This is a genomic window from Hymenobacter nivis (assembly GCF_006439025.1).
GTDB classification, from domain to species: Bacteria; Bacteroidota; Bacteroidia; order Cytophagales; family Hymenobacteraceae; genus Hymenobacter; species Hymenobacter nivis_A.
Window position 1 is genome coordinate 123,631 of the sequence record NZ_RCYZ01000006.1, and the last position, 17,964, is coordinate 141,594.

Consider the following 17,964-nt stretch of genomic DNA (forward strand, 5'->3'; position numbering starts at 1 on the left):
CCAACTGCCTGTTTCGACGGCCCCGGGGCAAGCAGCTGCTTGCTTCGGGGCCGTTCTTTGTGCCCATGCTTCGCCGCCCGTTGCCCCTGCGCCTGCTCGATGCCGTGCTCTACAGCAGCGCGTGGCTGGCCGCCGCCGCCGCTGCCCAAACGGCGGCCACCCTGCGGCTGTGGCCCGCGGCCGGGGCGTGGGGCGGGGCCCCCGGCGGGCGCGTGGTGGCGCTGGTGTTTGCCGCCACCCTGCTCGTGTATAACCTCGACGCCGCGTTGCCCTTCAAGCACCGCGAGCCGGCCGGCGCTTCGGGCCGCAAGGCCTGGCAGCAGCGGCACCGCGGGGCCCTGGCCGGGCTGGCCGCCGCCGCCGCGCTGGGCGGGGCCTACCTTTTTTTCTCCGATGGCTGGTGGCACTACCTGCCGCTACTGGTGCCGCTGGCGGCCCTGGCGCTGCTCTACTCGTGGCCGCTAGGGCGCTGGCGCGGGCGCCCCGTGGCCCTGCGCGACGTGCCGCTGCTGAAGGTGTTCCTCATTGCCGGGGTGTGGTCGCTCATCACGGTGGGGCTGCCGGTGCTGGCCCTGCACCGCCCCTGGGCCGAGGCCCAGGGCCTGCTCGACCAGCGGTTTCTGTTGGTGCTGGCCCTGGCCATCGTGTTCGACATCCGCGACTACGGGCGCGACCGGGCGGCGGGCACCCGCACGTTTCCGGGGGTGCTGGGGGTGCCGGGGGCCCGGTGGCTATCCTTGGCGCTGCTGGCCGGGGCCGTGGCCTTGGGCCTGTGGCGCGGGGCCGCCCCGCTGGCCGTGCTGCTGCCGGGCGTGCTGGCCGCTGCCGTCATCGCCGCGGCCGAAGAGTCGCGCGGCGACTATTTCTTCGCCCTCATCACCGACGGCGTGCTGCTGGTGCAAGCCGCGGCGTACTTCATCTTTTGAACGGGGGCCATGCCCCGCAGTAAAAGGCGCGCCCAGCTGTGCACAATGGCTCGCTGGGCGGCCCGGTGAAGTTGACGGATGGCTGGTGGTGGCAACGGCTGGGAGTTAGGGCCCCAGCCGTACGGGCCTAGGGCAGGCTGCTGCCCCACCAACCCTCAAACCCACGAAACGTACTGGTCGGGAAACGGTGGTTTCCCACGGTGCTGCTTGCGCAGCAGGCGCGGCTGCTGGTCAATAACTTACCTCTTCCGTGGACTGGATTTACTCCCTACCCAACTGGTTGTTCTTCATCTTTTGCTGCGGTACCACCCTGGTTGTTTCCCTGGTGGGCATGGTGCTGCTGCGGCCGTGGGTGCGGGCCCATGCCGGCCCCTCGGCCGAGCACAACGATTTGGTGAGCTATTTCCTGGGCACTTCGGGCGTGATTTACGGCATCTTGCTGGGCCTGGTCGCCGCCGGGGTGTGGAGCAATTTCCAAACCTTATCAGCCCAAGTGGACAGCGAGGCCACCATTACGGCGGCCCTGTACCAGGACCTGGCCACGTACCCGCCCGCCTACCGCCGGCCCTACCAGCGCGAGCTGCGGGCGTACGTCTGGTCGGTGATTCACCAAGACTGGCCGGCGCACCACCGGGGCGAGGTGCCCCAGCAGAGCAGCACGGTGCTGCGTTCGTTCAAGAACCACTTGTTCGATTTTGATCCGCCCACCTCCCGGTTGCGCATCGTGCACGAGCAGGCCATCAACCAGCTCAACGAGCTGCTGCTGGCCCACCGCCTGCGGCTGCGCGGCAACCAAACCAACCTGCCCACCCTGCTGTGGTGGGTCATCGTCCTGGGCGCGCTGATTACCGTGGTGATTTCCTGGTTTTTCGTGTCCGATGACAAGCCGAAGCAGGTCATCCTCACCTCCCTCATTGCGCTGCTGCTAGGGTCGCTGCTGTTCCTGACGGCTGCCATGGACAACCCCTTCCGCGGGGGCTTCAGCGTGAATGCCAGCGCCTTCGAGTCCGTGCTCTACGAGATGGTCAACTACTAGCCGCGCCGTTGCGGCGAGCGAGCACCGCAGGGTTTATTCCGTCAGCGCCTGCAAGGCCGGGCCAATGTGCGCCACCAAATCGCTGGCGATGAGACCGGCCTCGCCGGTGGCGGCGGCGGCTAGGTCGCCGGCGTGGCCGTGGGCCAGCACGGCGAGGCGGGCGGCGTGCAGGGGCCCCAGGCGCTGGTCGGCACGCAAGGCCAGCACGAGGCCGGTTAGCACGTCGCCGCTGCCGCCGGTGCCCATGCCGGGGTTGCCGGTGCTGTTGAAGTACACCTGCCCGTCGGGGGCCCCCACGGCGGTGTAGGCCCCCTTCAGCACCACCACGCAGCGGTATTTCTGGGCAAATTCGCGGAGTAAATCAAGGCGGTGGTAATCGTCGTGGGCCTTTTCGGTGAGGCGCGTGAACTCGCCGATGTGGGGCGTGAGCACCGTGTTTGGGGGTAGCAGCGCTAGCAGCTCGCGGTGCGCGCCCAGTAGGTTCAGGGCATCGGCGTCGATGACGAGCGGCACCGTGGCCGTGCGCAGCAGCTGCGCCAGCACGGCACGGGTGGCATCTTCTTGCCCCAGCCCGGGGCCGATGCCCACGGCCTGGTAGGGCCCCAGGTCGGGCAATTCGCTAATGAAATTGGCCTGCGCATCGGTCAGGCACATGGCCTCGGGGCGGGTGGTTTGAAAAATGTCGTAGCCCCCGCCGGGAATGTGCGCCGTGAGCAGGCCCGCGCCGCCGCGCAGGCAGGCCCCGGCGCTCAGCACGGCCGCGCCCATTTTGCCCCGGCTGCCGGCGAGCAGCAGCGCGTGGCCAAACGTGTTTTTGTACCCGAACCGGGCGCGGCGGGGCAGGGCCACGCTGGCGTCGTGCAGCGGCGTGAAGTGCCAGGGCGTTGCGGCTTGGTCGATGAAACCCTGGTCCAGGCCAATGTCCAGCACGTGCCACTCGCCCACGTACTCGGCATTTTGCGGCAGCAAAAACGCTAGCTTGGGCAGCCCGAAGCTGAGCGTGTAGTCGGCCCGCACTACTGGGGCCCCGGGGTCGGGCTGGGGCCCATCGGCCAACAGGCCGCTGGGTAGGTCCACGGCCACCACGCGGGCCCGGGCCTGGTGCAGGTGCGCCGCCACGGCCGCCGCCAGCCCGGCCAGCGGGCGCGCCAGGCCGGTGCCAAACAGCGCATCCACCACCAGGGCCCCGGGCGCGAGAGCCGGCAGGGCATCCGCGGCCAGTTCGGCCACGGGTACGCCGCCGGGCAGGTGCTGGCGGTTGTGCTGCCAGTCGGCCGAAGGGTGCGCGGTGGGCAGCAGGGCCACGCGCACGGCGTAGCCCGCGTTGTGCAGCAGGCGGGCCAGGGCCAGGCCGTCGCCGCCGTTGTTGCCGGGGCCGCACAGCACCAGGATCTCGCCCCGCTCGTGCGGAAATGCGCCGTAGAACCACTCGGCCAGGGCTCCGGCGGCGCGCTCCATCAGCTCCACGGAAGTGATGTGCTGGGCCCGCATCGTGGCTTGGTCGAGCTGGCGGGTTTGGGCGGCGGTGAGGATTTTCATGGCACTACTAACGCGCAAAACGCCGCCAGGGCTACTTTTGGCGATGCAAAAACCCGCCCGCGTCTTCATCTTGCCCGGCCTCGGCAGCTCGGGGCCCCAGCACTGGCAAACGTACTTCGAGCGCCTCCGCCCCGAATTCATCCGCATTGAGCAGCGCGACTGGGACACCCCGGACCGCGCCGAATGGGTGGCCACCGTGGCCCAAGCCCTGGCCAGCGAAGACCTGAGCCGCGTGGTGCTGGTAGCCCATAGCCTGGGCTGCGCCACCGTAGCGCACTGGGCGGCGCAGCACGGCCAGGCCATCCGCGGGGCCCTGCTGGTAGCCCCCAGCGACGTAGAAACGGCCCACTACGCCGCGCTGCCCACCACCGGCTTCGCGCCCATGCCCTTGCAGCGGCTGCCGTTTGCGAGCACGGTGGTGGCCAGCAGCAACGACCAATGGGCCAGCGCGGCGCGGGCCCGGCAGTTTGCCGCGGCCTGGGGCAGCGAGTTGGTGGGCTTGGGCCCCGCCGGCCACATCAACGCCGAGAGCGGCCACGGCGCGTGGCCCGAGGGCCTGGCACTGCTGGGCCAATGGCTGTAGGGCCCCCGGCGACGCAGAAGTAAACTTACCGGCCAAAAATTGCGTTTTGCCTTCACTACCTACTTCGCTTCAACGCCAAAACCAATCCACTATGCAAACCTGGAACGACGTTATCCGCCTGGCCAACCACGGGGCCCCCACGCCCCCCCGCCGCGTCGAAAAAACCGCCGCCGAGTGGCGCGCCCAGCTCACCGCCGAGCAGTACCACGTCACGCGCGAGCACGGCACTGAGCGCGCCTTCACTGGCGAATACTGCGAGGCCCACGAGGCCGGCCTCTACGCCTGCGTGTGCTGCGGCACCCCGCTCTACGATTCCCGCACCAAGTTCGAGAGCGGCACGGGCTGGCCGAGCTTCACGCAGCCGGTGGAGGAAAGCGCCATCCGCTACCACAAAGACACGAGCTACGGCATGGTGCGCGTGGAGGTGCTCTGCAACGTGTGCGATGCCCACCAGGGCCACGTATTCCCCGACGGGCCCGCGCCCAGCGGCCTGCGCCTGTGCATCAACTCGGCCAGCATCAAGCTGGTAACGGCCCCCGAGCCGGCGCTGCCCTCGGCCATGTAGTTTAGGGCCCCCCGGCCGTACTTTTAAGCCCCGGCCCGGCCCTGCGCCGGCCGGGGTTTTTTATTTTCATCTGCTTCCCGCTCCCACCCATTATGTCGCTCTTATTCACCGATTTTGCCTCCTGGCAAGCGCACTGCGCCGCCACGGGCGAGCCCCTGTACCAGCCCGTGCTCGACTACGAGATTGAGCAAAAGGGGCGCACGGAGGAGGAAATCTGGGCGGGCTTGCAGCGGGCCTACGACGTGATGCGCGACGCCGTGCACGAGGGCCTCACCGGCGACATGACCTCGCGCTCGGGCATGATCAACAACGGCGCGAAGAAGATTGCCGCCTCGCCCGTTACGGTGCTCTCGCCCGAGTTTAAGCAACTGATAACAAGCGCGCTGGGGGCCAAGGAGGTGAACTCGTGCATGGGCCGCGTGGTGGCCGCGCCCACGGCCGGGGCCTCGGGCATCTTGCCGGGCGTGCTCACCACCATCCAAAAAATCCACGGCCTGAGCGACCATAAAATCCTGGAAGGGCTGCTGGTGGCAGCCGGCATTGCCCTCATCATCGAGCAAAACGCTTCGCTGGCCGGGGCCGTGGGCGGCTGCCAGGCCGAAACCGGCTCGGCCGCCGCCATGGGCAGCGGGGCCATCGTGCACTGCCTCGGGGGCCCTGTAGACCAAGTGTTTGCGGCGGTGGCCGTCACCATCCAGTGCATGCTGGGGCTGGTGTGCGACCCCGTGGCGGGCCTGGTGGAGGTGCCCTGCGTGGTGCGCAACGCCTCGGCGGCGGCCATCGCCTTCTCCTCGGCCCAAATCGCCATCGCCGGCATCGACCCCGTTATTCCCGTCGACCAGTGCGTGGCGGCCCTCGGCGAGGTGGGCCAGAGCATGGAAACCCGCTACAAGGAAACCGCCCTCGGGGGCCTGGCCAACACCAAGCGCGGCCGCGAAATCGAAAAGCTGGTACTCGTGCAGGACGTTAACATCCTGCCCGATGATAAGCCAATCGATTAGCAGTTACCACTGTTCGCTGGTAACTACTCACCGCTCAAAGAGCCCGGGTTTCGGGCGACATGGTGAGCTCTGCTAGAAATTTCAGGGCTGGGGCGTAGCGGATGCGCCGCTCCTGGAAGCGCGCCCAGGCGGCGGCGCGGTCGGCGCACACGGGCAGGCCCAGGGCGGCTAGGTCGTCGAGGGCCTGGACGAATTCGGGGCTGGTGGGCTCGGTTTTGGGCTCGGGGCCCGGCATCATTGTTTGGGGCTCGGTCACGGCCTTCACGTCGAAAAAGCGAAACACGCGGTTTAGCGACAGGCAGCCGGCCTTGAAGGTGAGCTCCATCTGGCGGGTACGGGGCCCGTCGAGGGCCGAAAATTGCAGGTTGGCCGCGTCCAGAATGAGGCCCGCCGCCATCACCCACGAGCGCCCCGGCTGCGGGGAGCGGAAAAAACCCAGGATCGGCAGCGAGGTGTGGCTTTCCTCAATTTCCACAAACCACTGCTCCCACAGGGCCCACTGCTCGTCGTCGTCGGTGAGCGAGCCGCTGGTGTTCAGCCAGTCGATGAGGTGGGTGGCCGTGGGCGGCGTGCCGGCCCGTAGTTCCAAGCGCGCCACCGTCACCTCGCGTTTCGAAAACGCCTGGTACAGCGTGGGCAGGTACGAGAGCAGCAGCGTGAGCAGCAGCAGCCCCAGCGTGGCCTCGGAGTAGGTGAAGATGTTGATAGCAAAGCCCCGCTGGCTGGTGGTGCCCAGCGTGAGCAACGAGCTGCCGCTCAGCTCGTAGCACTTCGCCCACGAGTCGAGCCCCAGGGCCCAGTAGATGCCCGTGTAGCCCGCCCCTACCAGGGCCAGCCAGAAAATGGGCAGCGACACCAGCGCCACCGGCGCGTAGTGCGCCATGATGTGGTCGCGCCGGGCGTAGTTGTTGGCCCGGCGGGCGGCGAAGTTGAAAATCAGCCGGATACCGGCAAAAATGTGGTTGTTGAGCCGCACCGACTCGTTACGGGGCAGCACAAACGAGCGCACCGCCGCCGAGAGCGTGGTGATGACCAGCACGACGCCGGCCCCCCCGGCCAGCAGCCGCAGGGCCGGCGTCAGCAAAAATTCTAAATCCATATGCAGCTTCTAACGCACGCGCTGGCCAAATCGCCGGCAGGGGCCCCGGGCTAAACTTCTTTCCGGTCCTGCCACATCTGCCCAAACGACAGGGGCGCGGCGGCCAGCGCGGCGCGGCGCTTGCTCCAGCCCACTTGGTCGAGCAGGCGGCCCAGGCTCCAGTCTTTTAGGGCCCCGGGCAGCACGTTCAGGGCCCAGCGGTGCTGCATGCTCCAGCGCCACATGCCGATGGCGGCGCGCTCGGCGGCCGGGGCGTGGCCCTCGCGCACGGCCTGCTGGCGGTTGAGCAGCAGCAGGTTGTGCAGCGGAATGCGCACCGGGCACACGCTGGTGCAGGCCCCGCACAGGCTGCTGGCGTAGCTCAGGTGCATGTGCTCGGGCAGGCCGCTCAGGTGCGGGCTGATGACCGAGCCGATGGGGCCCGAGTACGTGGTTTCGTAGGTGTGGCCGCCGATGTTTTTGTACACCGGGCACACGTTCAGGCAGGCCCCGCAGCGGATGCAGCGCAGCGCGGCCCGCTTGTCGGGCTGGGCTAGCAGGTTGGTGCGGCCGTTGTCGAGCAGGATGACGACCATTTCCTCGGGGCCGTCGGGCTCGCCGGGCTGCCGGGGCCCAAAGTACACGGTGTTGTACACCGTCACCTGCTGGCCGGTGCCGCTGGTGCTCAGCAGGGGCCAAAACAGGTCGAGGTCGGTGAGCTGCGGAATGACTTTTTCGATGCCCACCACCGCAATGTGCAGCTTCGGAAACGTGGCCGAGAGGCGGGCGTTGCCCTCGTTCTCGGTCACGGCGATGCCGCCCTCTTTGGCCACCAGGAAGTTGCCACCCGTGATGCCCACTTCGGCCGCCGTGTACTTGTCGCGCAGCAAGTGGCGGGCCGTGAGCACGAGCTGCTGGGCGTCGTCGGTGCTTTCGGTGCCCAGGTGCTTCACGAAAATGTCGTTGATGTCGGCCTTGCTCAAGTGCATGGCCGGCGTCACGATGTGGTAGGGCCGCTCGCCGTTGAGCTGCACGATGTACTCGCCCAAGTCGGTTTCGACCGATTCGATGCCCTTGCTGGCCAGGTACTGGTTGACGTGGATTTCCTCGGTGGTCATGCTCTTGGCTTTCACCACGGTACGGGCCCCGCGCTCGTCGGCCAACCGGCCAATCTCGGCCAGGGCCTCGGCCGCGTCGCGGGCCCAGACCACGCGGCCCCCGCGCGCCGTGAAGGCGGCCTCGAAGGCCAGCAGGTACTCGTCGAGCTTTTCCAGCACCTGCGCCTTGAGGTAGGCGCCCCGGTCGCGGGCCAGCTCGTGGTTGTGGAAGTAGCCCATGCCCGTGGCCACGGCCGCGTCGTACTTGCCGATGTTGAACCGGATTTTGCGGCGGTGCTCGCGGTCGAAGGCCTTGTTCTCGGCGTCGGTTTGGAAGGCGGCCGACTTGGAAATTTTTGCTTGCACGGAGGTTCGGAGTTTAAGTGGCCCGGCCCCACCGGGCCACGGAGCTAAAGTTAAGCACCGAGTGGTGGGCTTACCGCTCGGGCACAAAAAAAGTGCGCCGTCCGGGGCCCCGGGCGGCGCACTCTGCATTCGGGGCCGGCGGATGCCGGCCCCGGCTCAGGGTTTGTTAGAATCCACCACCGGGCGGTTGTCGCGGTTGGCCAGCTCCCAGGCGGTGTGGAAGATGAGCTGGTCGCGGCGGGCCATGGCCGGGAAATTAATCTTGTCCACCTCGTCGGTTTCCTTGTGGTAGTCGGCGTGCAAGCCGCTGGTGTAGAAGGCCACCGGGATTTTGTGCTTGGCGAAGTTGTAGTGGTCCGAGCGGTAGTAGATGCGCTCGGGGTCTTTAGGATCGTTGTACTTGTAGTCCAGCGCGATGGGGTTGTACTTCTGGTTCGTGGCCTCGCTCACGGCGTTCAACTCCGACGAGAGTTTGTCGGCCCCCACGATGTACACGTAGTCGCCCTTGCCTTCGTGCTCGGGGTCCACGCGGCCCACCATGTCGATGTTTACGTCGGCCACGGTGCTTTCGAGCGGGAACACGGGGTGGTCGGTGTAGTACTGCGAGCCGAGCAGGCCTTCTTCCTCGCCCGTGTTGGCCAGGAACAGGATGCTGCGCCGGGGCCCGTGCCCGTCCTTCTTGGCCTGGGCAAAGGCGTCGGCAAACGAGAGCACGCTCACCGTGCCCGAGCCGTCGTCGTCGGCGCCGTTGAACACCTTGCCGTCCTTCAGGCCCAGGTGGTCGTAGTGGGCCGACATCACCACCAGCTCGTCCTTCTTGTCGGTGCCTTCGAGGTAGCCCAGCACGTTTTCGGTCGCCATCGGCTCTATTTTGCGCGGGGCGGCGAGGGTAGTTTTGGCAGGCTTAAAGGCCGCCTTCACCGGCTTACCAGCCGCGGTGGTGGCGGCTTCGTATTTCTTCAGCGCGGCTTCGTTGGTGTGCAGCAGGGCGTAGGACGCGGCAGGCCCTAGCACGAAAGCCGCCGCCCGCTTCGGGGCGGTTTGGCCCGCCGCTGCCAAGCGCGGTTGCTTCATGTACGATGCCATGCGCCCGGCGGTAGTGGTGAATTCGGGGGCGTTTGTGTTCAAAATCAGCACACTGCGGGCCCCGCGCTTGGTGGCGGTCGTCACCATGTTGCCGGGGCCCGTCAGCTTCACTGGCTTGCCGTCCGTGCCGAGCAAGGGCTTGCCCTGGGCGTCCAGGGGCTCGCCGACCAGCACGATAACGTCCTTGCCGGTCACGTCGAGGTCGGTGTAATCGGAGTAGTTCGGCAGGTCGAGGCCGTAGCCCGCGAACACGAGTTGCAGCTCGGTGGCGGTTGGGAAGGGCGAGTCGCTGGAGGCCGAATAAAAATCCTTGCCCCACTCAAACGCTTGCTTGCCTATTTTTAGGCTGACGCCATCGCCCCAGCTCCGGCTTTCCAGCATGAAGTGCTGGATGTAGGTGTTATCCGAGCCCTGTACGGGGCCCGTCAGGCCCAGGGCGGCGAAGCGCTTGCTGATGTAGTCGGCGGCCATGCGCTGGCCCTTGGTGCCGGTTTCGCGGCCCTCGTACTCGTCCGAAGCCAGCACGCTCAGGTCTTTGCGCAGGCCGTCGGGGGTGATGCTGGCGGCGTAGGGCACTGACCAATCGGTGGGCGGCGCTGGTGCGGCGGCAGCGGCGGGTGCCGCGGCGGCGGTGCGCCCGGGCTTCGTCTTGGTTTTTACCTTGCCGTGGGGGCCCTGCTGGGCCAGCGCCGCCGTGCCCAGGAGGGCCCCGGCCAGCGTTAGGACGAGAGATTTACGCATAGTTTGGGAAAAGGGGGGAATGACTGCGAAGCGGCAAGTTACGGTTTGTTGGAATCCACGGCGGGCCGGGCGTCGCGGTTGGCCAGGGCCCAAGCGGTGTGGAACACGAGGCGGGCCCGGGCTTCCATTTTGTCGAACTGAATCTTGGCGATTTCGTCCGTTTCCTGGTGGTAATCGGCGTGCACGCCGTTGAAGAAAAACGCCACCGGCACCTGCTTCACCGCGAAGTTGTAGTGGTCGGAGCGGTAGTAGAAGCGGTTAGGGTCGGCCGGGTCGTCGTACCTATAGTCGAGGTCGAGGCGCGTGTACTGCTGGTTTTCGGCCTCCACCACCACCTTCAGCTGCGAGGCCAGCTTGTCGGAGCCGATGACGTACACGTAGTCGGGCTTGCCCTCGTGGGCGGGGTCGGTGCGGCCAATCATGTCCACGTTCAGGTCGGCCACGGTGCTGGCGAGCGGAAATACCGGGTGCGCCGCGTAGTACTCCGAGCCAAACAGGCCTTTTTCCTCGCCCGTTACGCTCAGGAACAGGATGCTGCGCCGGGGCCCGTGCCCGTCCTTCTTGGCCTGGGCAAAGGCCTCGGCCAGGTTGAGCAGGGCCGACGTGCCCGAGCCGTCGTCGTCGGCCCCGTTAAACACCTTGCCATCAACGATGCCCAGGTGGTCGTGGTGGGCCGACACGACCACGATTTCGTCCTTCTTGTCGGTGCCTTCCACCAGGCCCAGCGCGTTTTCGGTGCCCAGGGGCGTGCGCGTCTTGGGGGCCCTAATTTTTAGGGCCCCGGCCTTGAACGGCGAGGGCAGCGGCTGGCCCTTGGCGCCGGTTTGGGCCAGGTACTTGGCCGCGGTGGCGGCGTTGGTATTCAGTAGTTTGTAGCCCACGGCCGGCGCCAGGTAGAACACCGGCGGGCGCTGGGGCCCCGCGCTGGCCAGCGCCAGGCTGGGCTGGGCCAGGGCCGGGGCAATGCGGGCGGCCGTTTTCTCGAAGTTGCCGTTGGGGCGGAAATCGACGAAGAAAATGCTGCGCACGCCCTTGGCCAGGGCGGTGGCCAGCTTGGCGCGCTCGTCGCGGCCCCAGCGGGTGGCGCTGCCGTCGGGCGGGGCGAGCAGGGGCTTGCCGCTGGCGGTGGTGGGCTCGCCCTGCAACATCAGCACGTCCTTGCCGGCCACGTCCAGTCCGGCGTAGTCGGAGTAGCCGGCCTGCTCGATGCCGAAGCCCACGAACACGGGCTGCACCGTCGTTTCCTGGTCGAAGCCCGCCGAGCCGCGGCCGTAGAAATCGTTCGGCCACTGGTAGCGGGCGCTGCCCACTTGCAGGGTGGCCCCGGGGGCCCAGGCCACGCTTTCGAGCTGAAACTTCTGGAGGTACGGGGCCCCCGCGTCGGGCCCCGGGCCGGCCAGGCCGGCGGCTTGGAGCTGTGCGGCCACGTAGGCGGCGGCCATGTGCTGGCCTTTCTGGCCCGTTTCGCGGCCCTCGTACTCGTCCGAGGCCAGTACGCTCAGGTGGGTGCGCAGGCGGTCGGCCGTCACCAGGTCGGCGTAGCGCAGGCTCCAGTCCACCAGGTTGGCGGGCGGGGCCCCCAGGGTGGGCATCACGCCGGGCTTGGTTTTGGTTTTAACCTTGCCCTGGGCCCCCGCCGGTGCGGCCGCCGCCAGGGCCAGCAGCGCCGGCAGCACGAATTTTTTCAGCATAGAAAATGGGCTGTGCCGCCAAGCTGCGCTTGGCCTTGCCTACGCTGCCTTGGGGCCCCAGGGCAAGGCCAAGCGCAGCTTAGCGGCACAGACTAACGGGTATGGCTGCCTTAGATAAACTTGTAAATCAGCACCGTGGCGTAGGCGGCCACGCCCTCTTGCCGGCCCACGAAGCCGAGCTTTTCGGTGGTGGTGGCCTTGATGGACACGTCGTCTTCGGCGATGCCCATGACGGCGGCCAGCACGCGGCGCATCTCCGGGATGTGTGGGTTCACCTTGGGCTGCTCCAGGCACACGGTCGAGTCGATGTTGCCCACTTCGTAGCCTTTTTCGCGCAGCAGGCGCAGCACCTCGCTCAGCAGGCGCTTGCTGTCGATGCCCTTGTACTGCGGGTCGGTGTCGGGGAAGTGGAAGCCAATGTCGCGCAGATTGGCGGCCCCCAGCAGGGCGTCGCAGATGACGTGGATGAGCACGTCGGCGTCGGAGTGGCCCAGGGCCCCGTGGGTGTGGGGCACCTGGATGCCGCCGAGCCAGAAGGGCAGCCCCTCGCGCAACTGGTGAACGTCGTAGCCGAAGCCGGTGCGGATTTTCATAACGCAGCAAAGAGAAAGTAGGAGAGGGGCAAAGGTATTGGTTGCCGGGGCCCGCAACCGTTGAGCGCTGCAACGAATCAACGTACTTTGGGACGGGCTTGCGCCTAGTTTCCGCTCACTCGGTTTTTTGCTTGTTTATGAGGTTGGTTTTTGCGCGCAGTTGGTGGTGGGGGTGGTTGCTGCTGGGGGCCCTGGGGGCCCGGGCGGGCACCGTGAAGGGCGTCATTAGCGGGGCCGACGGCGCCGGCCTGGCCTTCGCCAACGTGTCGGTGCGCGGCGACGCCACCAGCACCGGCGCCAACGACCAGGGCCAGTACGCCCTGCGCCTGCCCGCCGGGCGCTACGAGCTGGTGTTCCAGTACGTGGGCTTCCGGCCGCGCATCGAGGCCGTGCGCGTGCTCGGCGGCGACTCCATCACCACGCTCAACGTGCAGCTGGCCCCCGAGGCCTACAGCCTGGGCGAGGTCACGGTGCGCTCCTCCGACCGCGACCCGGCCTACGCCATCATTCAGCAGGCGCAGCAGTGGCGGCCCTACCACCGGCGCGAGGTGGCCGCGTTCCGGGCCCGGCTCTACAGCAAAAGCCTGGGCCGCATCCTCGAAACGCCGGGCAAAATCATGGGCGTCTTTAAGCTGGGGCCCGATATCAAGCCCGGCATTTTTTACCTGTCCGAAAGCCTGTCCGACATCGCCTTCACGCAGCCTAATATTGTGAAGGAGCGGATGCTGTCGAGCCGCGTCAGCGGCGACTCGCGCGGCATCAGCTTCAACCGGGCCAGCGCGGGCCGGGGCCTCAATTTCTACGACAACCTCATCAAGTCGGGCTTTTCGGAGCGCGGGTTCGTGTCGCCGATTTCGGCCAGCGCCATGCTGTTCTACCAGTACGAGCTGGTGGGCAGCACCCGGCAGGCCGACGGGGCCCTGGTGCACAAAATCCGCGTCACGCCCCGCCGCCGCTCCGACCCCGTGTTCAGCGGCTTCGTGTACGTGGTGGACGGCTCGTGGCGCCTGCACTCCGTGGACCTGAACCTGGGCAAGGAGGCCCAGCTCGACTACGTGGACGGCCTGCACATCGGGCAAATTTTCGCGCCCGCCCCCGGCAACCCCAACGTGTGGGTGATGCAGTCGCAGGAGCTGCGGGCCAACCTCTCGGGCCTGGGCTTCAAGGGCTCGGCCTACATCACGTCGGTGCTCTCGAACTACGCCGCCGTGGTGCCCACCTACCCCACGCCGCCCGTGGCCACGGCCCCCGCGCCGGCCGTGCCCGACGCCCCCGCCCGCCGCGAAACCGCCGCCGACATTCGCAAGCTCAAGCCCGACCTGCGCGGCCTGGGGGCCCAGGTGCGCCGCCAGGTGAAGCGCGCCCAGCGCGACTCGCTGCGCGCCGACCCGCTGGCCCGCATGCCCCGCGGCGAGGTGCAGCTGGTGGAGAAGGGCGTGAACGAGCGCGACACCGCCTACTGGGCCCAAATCCGCCCGGTGCCGCTCTCGGCCGAAGAGCAGAAGGACTACCGCACCAAGGACAGCACCGAGGTCATCCGCCGCTCGCGTCCCTACCAGGACTCGATGGACCGTAAGCGCAACAAGTTCGAGCCCATCAGCTTGGTGGTGGGCGGCTACACCTACCGCAACTCGTTCAAGCAGACCAGCTTCACAGTGGAGCCGGTGGCCAACATCTTGCAGTACAACACCGTGGAAGGCGTGGTGGCCAACGCCCGCGTGGCGTTTGCCAAGCGCACCGACGATAAGCGCTTCGTGTCGCTGGCGCCGGTGCTGCGCTACGGCTTCAGCAGCCGGCAGCTCAACCCCAGCCTGGCCCTCACCTGGCAGCTCGACCCGGTGGTGACGCGCCAAATCGGGCTGGTGGCGGGCCGCACGGTGGAAAATTTCGACCGCAACTCGCAGCTCACGCCGGCCATCAACTCCGTGTACACGCTGCTGGCCAACCGCAACTACGCCAAGCTCTACCGCCGCGACGGGGCTGAAATCAGCTTCCTCACCGAGGCCGTGAACGGCCTCACGCTGCGCACCACGGCCAGCTACTTCGACCGCCGCGAGCTGTTCAACACCACCGACCGGCTGCTGCACGACGTGCCGGGCCGCGCCTTCACGCCCAACCAGCCCGTGGCCGAGGAGGCCCCCGGCGGCACTGGCTTCGGCCAAAGCAAAGCCCTGACCGTGGGCCTGAGCGTGGACTTCAAGCCCGGCCAGCGCTACATCAACCGGCCCGACGGCAAGTTCAACCTGGGCTCGAAGTGGCCCACCTTCAACGCCCAGGGCCGCCTGGCCGTGCCCCACGTGCTGGGGGCCGACGTGCGCTACCTGCTGCTGCAAGCCGGCGCGGCCCAGCGCATCGACCTGGGCCTGCTCGGCACCAGTACCTACCGGGTGGCGGTGGGCGGCTTCGTGGGCAAGCAGGAGGGCCTCACCTTCGCCGATTTCCGCCACTTCTCCGGCAACCGCACCCTGCTCACGGGCAACTTCACCGATTTCCAGCTGCTTGACTACTACCAGTACAGCACCCGCAGCGCCTACCAGGAGGCGCACTACAGCCACCACTTCAACGGCTTCATCTTCAACAAAGTCCCGCTGCTGCGCCGGTTCAAGTGGCAGGAAGTGTTCTCCCTCAACTACTTGCATACCGCCCAGGCCGGCCACTACGTGGAGCTGGGCGCGGGCATCGAGCACATTCTCAAGGTGCTGCGCGTCGATTTCTACACCGGCTTGCAATCGGGCCAGCGCACCGGCACCGGCTTCCGGTTCGGGTACGGCTTTTAGTCAGGAAGGGGAAGCGGGGGCGGGCAGCCCGCTTTGCGCCGGATGGCCACTAATCGTTGCGCCCGATTGAACGGACAATTTGGGGCCCTGGGATTCTGAACCGCTGCTACTTTATCTCTTCAAAATCAACGTATTCGCCAATGCGGTCGGAGCCTTTATGGGGCGTGCTGGCCGTGGGCGGCACGTAATCGACGCGCACCTGGCCGGGGGCGGGCGGCGGGCCAGCGGGCCGCTGGGGGCCCTGGGGCCCAAACGGCCCGCCGTTCATCGGCCCGAAGGGGCCCCCGCCCTGCTGCTGGGCCTTGTGCACCTGCTGGCGCACAAAGCCGCCCAGTACCGCCCGCATTATGTTGGGCAGGATGTAGCGGATGAAGAAAAACGAGAGCAGCAGAATCAGCCAGAAAGTCATACGCGAAGGTAGGAAATGGGGCGTTGGAGCCCGTAGGCACTATAACGAAGGTTGGTGTATATTTGGTTTAACCCCGCGGGGGCCGCCCCGGGTAGAGTCGTAATCACCGCTTAAATATTCGGTTATGCGTCGCTTGCTTTGGAGTATGTGGCTGGCCGGCCTGCTGCCAGTCGCCGCGGCGCGGGCCCAGCGCGTGTGCCCCGGCTACGTGGTGCTGGCCAACGGCGACAGCCTGCGCGGGGCCGTGCGCCTCACCAGCGACTTTGAACAGCAGCAGTTCGTGAAATTCATTCCGCTGGATGCCCCCACCGCCAAGCCCCTGCGCCTAACCGATGCCGAGGTGCTGGCCTACGGTTATGTGCGGGGCCCCGACACGGTGCGCTACCGCAATTGCGGCCCCGAACTGTCCTCCGCGCCCGTGGTACTGGCGGCGGGCCAGCGGGCCGCGCTGTTCCCCATTTCGCGGCTGCGGCTGGGGTCGTTGCTGAAGGTGTTGCAGGCGGGGCGGGTACAAGTTTACGAGCAGTATATGCCGGTGCGGGGCGGCAACTCGTTCTTCCGCGACGTGCTGCTGCGCACCGGCACCGGCTCGTTTGTCGGTACGTATTGGTGGAACTTCCGGCCCCGTGCTGCCGAGTATTTCGCCGATTGCCCCGCCCTGGCCGACGACCTGCGCGCCGGCCGCTATCCGCCCCGCGCCCTGCCGCAAGTGGTGCGCCGCTACAACGCCTGGTACGGCCACGGCCGCTAAACCCGGCCGGCCCCGAAAAAAATGTGGGCCCCCCGACCTGGTTTTTTCGCCCGGGGCGTTATCTTTGCGCTCCCAAGCGGCAATTGGCCGACGGGAAATGCCTCTTTAGCTCAGTTGGTAGAGCAGCTCATTCGTAATGAGCAGGTCGTTGGTTCGAGTCCAATAAGAGGCTCACTGCCAACTAAAAAGCCCCCCGAAACGCACGTTTCGGGGGGCTTTTTTTGATTAGGGCCCCGGGGGCCAGCGGGTTAGTCGAACTTGGCTCGGTAGTGCTTGCCGGCCTTGGCATCGGCGTGGCGGGCCTTGCGGCTGCTGTGCGTGGCCAGCAAGCCCACGCTGAAGGCCAACAGGGCACCGCCCACAATCTGCTGGGTGGGGCTGAGGCGGCGCACCCGGTCAGCCACTTGGGCCCCCAAGTCCTTCACCGACTGCGGAATCTGATCCGCTATGCCTTGCAAATCAAGGTTTTGCAGCCATTCCTTGCCCTGGGCCACAGCATCGTCCAGCGTCTTCGAAGCGGCGGCAGTGGCATCGTCAAACTTTTTAGAGGTAGCATCGGCGGCATCGCCGAGCTTCTGGGAAGCGGCGGCCTTGGCATCCTGGGCCTTGGCGGCCACGGTGTCGGCGGCATCACCGAGCTTCTGGGAGGCGGCATCAGCGGCATCGTGGGCTTTGGCAGCCACGGTATCGGCGGCGGCGGTGGCTTTGGCGGCTACGGTGTCGGCGGCATCAGCGGCGGCGTCGGTGGGGTCTTGGTGCGGGGTGGAACGCATAGCAATGGCGAAAAGATGAAAAAAACGGGACAGCTCAGGCGTAGTTATTCGCAAACCGGCGCTGGGAAGTTGCCCGCCCGCCGAGATATTATGGTCGGGGACTGAACAGTACGCCGGCTCAGCGGTTCTGCTGCCGGCTTTTTGCCGCTTTGCGCTATTTTCCAAGTTTTTACTTTTGTAATGGGTCGTTTTGATAATAAGGTTTGCTTCGTCACCGGGGCCACTTCGGGCATTGGGCGCGCCACGGCCTTACAGCTGGCCCGCGAGGGCGGCTGCGTGGCTGCCATCGGCCGCGACGTGGCGGAGGGCAAGTCGCTGACGGATGAGATTGAGAAGGCCGGCGGACAGGCACTTTTCATCAAAGCCGACGTGGGCATCGACGCCAACCTAGTGGCCGCCGTGGAGAAAACCCTGGCCAAGTGGAACCGCATCGACGTGCTCATCAACGATGCGGCCGTGATGACCTTCAAACCCATTCTGCAGATGGACCCCGCCGACTGGGACAACGTGCTGAACGTGAACCTGCGGGCCCTGTTTCGGCTCTGCCAGCTGTGCCTGCCCCACATGAAAGGCGGGTCCATTGTGGCCATCAGCTCGGTGCACGCCTTCCAGACCACTCCCAACGTGGTGCCCTACGCCGCCAGCAAGGGCGCCACCGAGGCCTTCGTGCGCGGCCTCAGCCTCGAAATTCCGTTCGGCCACGCCCGCATCAACGCCGTGGCCCCCGGGGCCGTCGATACGCCCATGCTCTGGGACAACCCCAACGTTAAGAACGGCGCCGAAAAAATAACCGGGCAAGTGGGTACGCCCAACGAACTGGCCGCCGCCATCTGTTTCCTGGCTTCGCCCGAAGCCAATTTCATCAACGGCACCACGCTGGTGGTCGACGGAGGCCGGTTGGCGCAGCTGTAGGCCCGCTCCTTTTACTGAATGCAAAAAGCGCCCCGGCCAA

At 66.9% G+C, this 17,964-nt stretch carries 16 protein-coding genes and 1 tRNA gene; 9 read left to right on the forward strand and 8 right to left on the reverse strand.

What is annotated here, in order from left to right:
* The first annotated feature begins 65 nt into the window (after positions 1–65).
* Together EAH73_RS15015 and EAH73_RS15020 are read left to right on the forward strand one after the other, a co-directional pair.
* Complete coding sequence (locus EAH73_RS15015; RefSeq protein WP_140467965.1) at positions 66–926, forward strand: hypothetical protein; 861 nt, start codon at positions 66–68, stop codon at positions 924–926.
* Between the two features lie 250 nt (positions 927–1,176).
* The gene (locus EAH73_RS15020) at positions 1,177–1,962 is read left to right on the forward strand and encodes a DUF4239 domain-containing protein (protein WP_140467967.1); all 786 of its coding nucleotides are present in this window, start codon (positions 1,177–1,179) and stop codon (positions 1,960–1,962) included.
* Positions 1,963–1,995: 33 nt separating this feature from the next.
* On the opposite strand, the gene EAH73_RS15025 is transcribed toward EAH73_RS15020, so the two are convergent.
* Positions 1,996–3,501: an NAD(P)H-hydrate dehydratase gene (locus tag EAH73_RS15025; protein ID WP_140467969.1), complete on the reverse strand. Its 1,506-nt coding sequence runs from the start codon at positions 3,499–3,501 to the stop codon at positions 1,996–1,998.
* A 43-nt stretch (positions 3,502–3,544) separates the two neighbouring features.
* On the opposite strand from EAH73_RS15025, the gene EAH73_RS15030 reads away from it, so the two are divergent.
* From EAH73_RS15030 to sdaAA, 3 genes are all read left to right on the forward strand, one after another.
* Positions 3,545–4,084 (forward strand): RBBP9/YdeN family alpha/beta hydrolase, encoded by a 540-nt coding sequence (locus tag EAH73_RS15030; RefSeq protein ID WP_140467971.1) that lies wholly within the window; start codon positions 3,545–3,547, stop codon positions 4,082–4,084.
* A gap of 91 nt (positions 4,085–4,175) precedes the next feature.
* Complete coding sequence (gene msrB, locus EAH73_RS15035; RefSeq protein ID WP_140467973.1) at positions 4,176–4,649, forward strand: peptide-methionine (R)-S-oxide reductase MsrB; 474 nt, start codon at positions 4,176–4,178, stop codon at positions 4,647–4,649.
* Between the two features lie 92 nt (positions 4,650–4,741).
* A complete protein-coding gene (sdaAA, locus tag EAH73_RS15040; RefSeq protein ID WP_140467975.1) occupies positions 4,742–5,650 on the forward strand; it encodes an L-serine ammonia-lyase, iron-sulfur-dependent, subunit alpha in 909 nt (302 codons plus the stop codon).
* 34 nt (positions 5,651–5,684) lie between these two features.
* On the opposite strand, the gene EAH73_RS15045 is transcribed toward sdaAA, so the two are convergent.
* From EAH73_RS15045 to ispF, 5 genes are all read right to left on the reverse strand, one after another.
* On the reverse strand, positions 5,685–6,749 hold the full coding sequence (locus EAH73_RS15045; RefSeq protein ID WP_140467977.1) for a hypothetical protein: 1,065 nt from the start codon (positions 6,747–6,749) through the stop codon (positions 5,685–5,687).
* Between the two features lie 50 nt (positions 6,750–6,799).
* Positions 6,800–8,191 carry a LutB/LldF family L-lactate oxidation iron-sulfur protein gene (locus EAH73_RS15050; RefSeq protein WP_240047270.1) on the reverse strand — a complete coding sequence of 464 codons (1,392 nt, stop codon included), beginning with the start codon at positions 8,189–8,191 and terminating at the stop codon, positions 6,800–6,802.
* Positions 8,192–8,347: 156 nt separating this feature from the next.
* Entirely contained in the window at positions 8,348–10,018 is a 1,671-nt protein-coding gene (locus tag EAH73_RS15055; RefSeq protein WP_140467980.1) for a M28 family peptidase, read from the reverse strand.
* 38 nt (positions 10,019–10,056) lie between these two features.
* Positions 10,057–11,709 (reverse strand): M28 family peptidase, encoded by a 1,653-nt coding sequence (locus EAH73_RS15060; protein WP_140467982.1) that lies wholly within the window; start codon positions 11,707–11,709, stop codon positions 10,057–10,059.
* 110 nt (positions 11,710–11,819) lie between these two features.
* On the reverse strand, positions 11,820–12,302 hold the full coding sequence (gene ispF / locus EAH73_RS15065; RefSeq protein WP_068237065.1) for a 2-C-methyl-D-erythritol 2,4-cyclodiphosphate synthase: 483 nt from the start codon (positions 12,300–12,302) through the stop codon (positions 11,820–11,822).
* Positions 12,303–12,439: 137 nt separating this feature from the next.
* Here ispF and EAH73_RS15070 point away from each other — a divergent pair, with 137 nt between their 5' ends.
* A complete protein-coding gene (locus EAH73_RS15070; RefSeq protein WP_140467984.1) occupies positions 12,440–15,079 on the forward strand; it encodes a DUF5686 and carboxypeptidase regulatory-like domain-containing protein in 2,640 nt (879 codons plus the stop codon).
* A 106-nt stretch (positions 15,080–15,185) separates the two neighbouring features.
* Here the strand turns inward: EAH73_RS15070 and EAH73_RS15075 are convergent, their stop codons facing one another.
* Positions 15,186–15,488 (reverse strand): hypothetical protein, encoded by a 303-nt coding sequence (locus EAH73_RS15075; protein WP_140467986.1) that lies wholly within the window; start codon positions 15,486–15,488, stop codon positions 15,186–15,188.
* 124 nt (positions 15,489–15,612) lie between these two features.
* Here EAH73_RS15075 and EAH73_RS15080 point away from each other — a divergent pair, with 124 nt between their 5' ends.
* Both EAH73_RS15080 and EAH73_RS15085 read left to right on the forward strand, forming a co-directional pair.
* Entirely contained in the window at positions 15,613–16,239 is a 627-nt protein-coding gene (locus EAH73_RS15080) for a hypothetical protein (RefSeq protein WP_140467988.1), read from the forward strand.
* Positions 16,240–16,338: 99 nt separating this feature from the next.
* Positions 16,339–16,411 (forward strand) — tRNA-Thr (locus EAH73_RS15085).
* Between the two features lie 76 nt (positions 16,412–16,487).
* Here EAH73_RS15085 and EAH73_RS15090 read toward each other — a convergent pair.
* Positions 16,488–17,012, reverse strand: a complete 525-nt coding sequence (locus EAH73_RS15090) for a hypothetical protein (protein WP_140467990.1) — start codon at positions 17,010–17,012, stop codon at positions 16,488–16,490.
* 180 nt (positions 17,013–17,192) lie between these two features.
* Here EAH73_RS15090 and EAH73_RS15095 point away from each other — a divergent pair, with 180 nt between their 5' ends.
* A complete protein-coding gene (locus tag EAH73_RS15095; RefSeq protein WP_140467992.1) occupies positions 17,193–17,924 on the forward strand; it encodes an SDR family NAD(P)-dependent oxidoreductase in 732 nt (243 codons plus the stop codon).
* Positions 17,925–17,964 lie beyond the last annotated feature (40 nt).